Below are 2,597 nucleotides of genomic sequence, written 5' to 3'. Positions count from 1 at the left end.
CCAAGATCAAACCAGGAGCCCTCTCAACGCCGGGACACCGGCAACCGCCAACCTGCAGCCCGGCACACCCACCAGCCCCACAGACCTAACCAGTTACACTGGCGGATGTAGGTGTAGGAGCCCTCCAGCAGCCGCAGGTGCCCGTGGTCGCGCGGGAGGCGCACGGTGGCCCCGACGTTGGCGGCGATCAGTCTCGACATGCCGATCTTGCCGCGCAGCAGCGTGCCCACCGCCTCGTCCGGGATACCGGCATCGGCGAGCACCGGCAGGATCTCGTCCAGCAGAGTCAGCCGGTCCTCCGACAGCTTGGCCCGCTCGGCGAGCGCGTCGCGCAGCTTGATCCGCGCCCTCGACTCCGAGCCGGACAGCGTCTGGTCGAAGAGCTGCACGACGGAGTCCAAGACGTCGACGGCGGACTGCGCCAGCAGCGTGAGCAGGATCGGGTGGCGCCGGTTCGCCTCCCGTCGTTCCAAAGCCTGCGCGGTGAGCCGCCGGCCGATCTGGGCAAGGTGGCGGCGCCGCTCGGCGGGCAGCGCGGACAGATCGAGGCTGTGCGCCTCCAGGCCGCGCAGGAACACCAGCTTCTCCACCTCGCCGCCCACGCTGTTGGGCGATGCCTGCACCGGCCCGGTCCCCAGCCAGTGCAGCCGCGTGGACCGCAGCGCCGGGTCGACGACCAGCAGGTTGTCCAGGCCCAGGGCGCCCTCCCCGGTCAGCAGGTGGGCCACCCGGGCGTGGGTCTCCCGCTCGGCGGCCTGACGGGCCGTGCTGACCTTCTCCAGCAACATGACCACGCCGGGCCGGATCACCTTCGCCGAGCGCAGGTACTCGCAGCCCAGGCGGAACAGCAGGCTCGGCGAGTCGTGTTCCATGGCGCGGGCCAGCAGGAACTCGTCCAGCTCCTTCAGCGCCAGCGACTTCGCCGGCCGCCAGCCCAGATACTTCGCCACCTGCCGCAGGTGATCCGTACGCGTCTGCTCACGGGACACTCCGTATCCGCGCAGCACCTCGACCGGCAGACCGAGCTGCCGGGCAAGTCGCCCCACCGCCGCCAGTGGAGCAGAGGAAACCCCGTCCGGCACGAAGCCCAGCCACGGCAGCGTGCACAACTGCACCGCGGCGCCGAGAACCGTCTGAGGACGCAAGAACTTCCGCAGGAACGCCTCATCCGCCAGGGTGAGGGTGAAGTAGCGGATCAGCTCGTCCTTGCCGATCGACGGGAAGGACCGCAGGGCCTCCAACTCCTCGTCGGAGAACACCCGTGTTGCCATCTGCTCGCCCTTCCCGTCACCGGATTCACTCGTTTAGCCCAACGAGCGAACCGGATCGGCGGAAACGGCCCAGGTCAGGGGCTACTCCGTTGCTTTTTCGACGAGTACTACCGGGACCCCCGATACGAGCAACGGGCCTCCGACTACCTGCTGCCCCGCGCGGAAGCAGCGCGCAAGGAACTGTCCGTGCAGGTCGGCAAGGACGGGTACCGGCTGCTGGAGGCCATCTGGTCCCCAGCGGCGCCGGGATGGCTGCGGCAGCTGCCGGCCGTGGACGTGTTGCGGCGGGTGTGGGTGCAGCGGTTCCTGCGCACCGGCAGCACGGTCCAGCGTCGCGCGAAGGGCGACGAGCCGCCCGGCGCGTTACGCATCGGCAGCCCGTACGACATCCAGGCGCGGTACGGGCACAAGCGCGGGCACGGATGGCTCGGTTACAAGGCACACGTCACGGAGGTCTGCACGCCAGGGTGTCCGCAGGTGATCGTTCATGTCGCGACTACCGAGGCGTCCTTGGCCGATGTCGAGACCGTCACCGGTCGCCATACCGACCTCGCTCAGGAAGGGCTGGCCCCGGCCGAGCACCTCGCTGACGCGGGCTACATCAGCGTCGGCCACATTCTTACGGCCGCGGCCGAGCACGGAATCGCCCTGGTCGGACCGCTGCCGTCGGACTCGCACTGGCAGGCCCAGAACCCGGACGCCTATGACCTCAGCCACTTCGCCATCGACTGGGAAGCGCGCCAGGTCACCTGTCCCCAGGGGAAAACCGCCCGCGCGTGGAGGAACGACGTCAGTCGGGACGGACTTGCCGTCATTCACGTCGCCTTCCCGCCCACCGGCTGCTTCCGCTGTCCTGATCGCCCTCGCTGCACCCGGGCGAACGCCGTTGGCCGGTCCCTGACTCTCCGTCCCCGCGCACAGTACGAAGCCCAGCAGCGGATCCGCGTTGAACAAGCCACGGACACATGGAAGAAGCTCTACGCCCAGCGTTCCGGGGTCGAGGGCGCCATCGCCCAGGCATCCCGGCGCAGCAATATCCATCACGCCCGCTACCGAGGGCTCGAGCGGATCCATCTCCAGCACATCCTGACCGCACTCGCCCTGAACATCATCCGTGTCGATGCCTGGCTCAACGGCCTTACCTCCAAGAGCAGTTGGACCACAAGACTCGCCATCCTCCACCACTCACTCACGCCTGTCGCCCTGTGATGTGAATTGGCCAGCAGAGTCGTCGTGCGGGAGGTGCTGATCAGCTGGTCAGGGCGGGTTGACGGGGTTTCAGGTTCGTTCGTTTGGCCGGTACTCGCTCGGCGTAGTGCTTCTCCT

At 68.3% G+C, this 2,597-nt stretch carries 2 protein-coding genes; one reads left to right on the top strand and one right to left on the bottom strand.

Annotation, left to right across the window (positions count from 1 at the left end):
• Positions 1-23: 23 nt before the first annotated feature.
• The gene (locus tag IG74_RS47185) at positions 24-1,271 is read right to left on the bottom strand and encodes a DUF4158 domain-containing protein (protein WP_078869650.1); all 1,248 of its coding nucleotides are present in this window, start codon (positions 1,269-1,271) and stop codon (positions 24-26) included.
• Between the two features lie 186 nt (positions 1,272-1,457).
• Here IG74_RS47185 and IG74_RS0144245 point away from each other — a divergent pair, with 186 nt between their 5' ends.
• Positions 1,458-2,480: a transposase gene (locus IG74_RS0144245; protein WP_051856724.1), complete on the top strand. Its 1,023-nt coding sequence runs from the start codon at positions 1,458-1,460 to the stop codon at positions 2,478-2,480.
• The last annotated feature ends 117 nt before the right edge of the window (positions 2,481-2,597 follow it).

The sequence above is a fragment of the Streptomyces sp. NRRL B-1347 genome, assembly GCF_000720325.1.
In the GTDB taxonomy this organism is placed as follows: Bacteria; Actinomycetota; Actinomycetes; order Streptomycetales; family Streptomycetaceae; genus Streptomyces.
Note: the sequence above shows the minus strand (reverse complement) of the source record. Positions and strands in the feature narration are given on the sequence as shown.

Excerpts from the sequence above, each read along its gene's own strand:
- IG74_RS47185 (WP_078869650.1), bottom strand. The coding sequence starts at position 1,271 with ATGGCAACACGGGTGTTCTCCGACGAGGAGTTGGAGGCCCTGCGGTCC.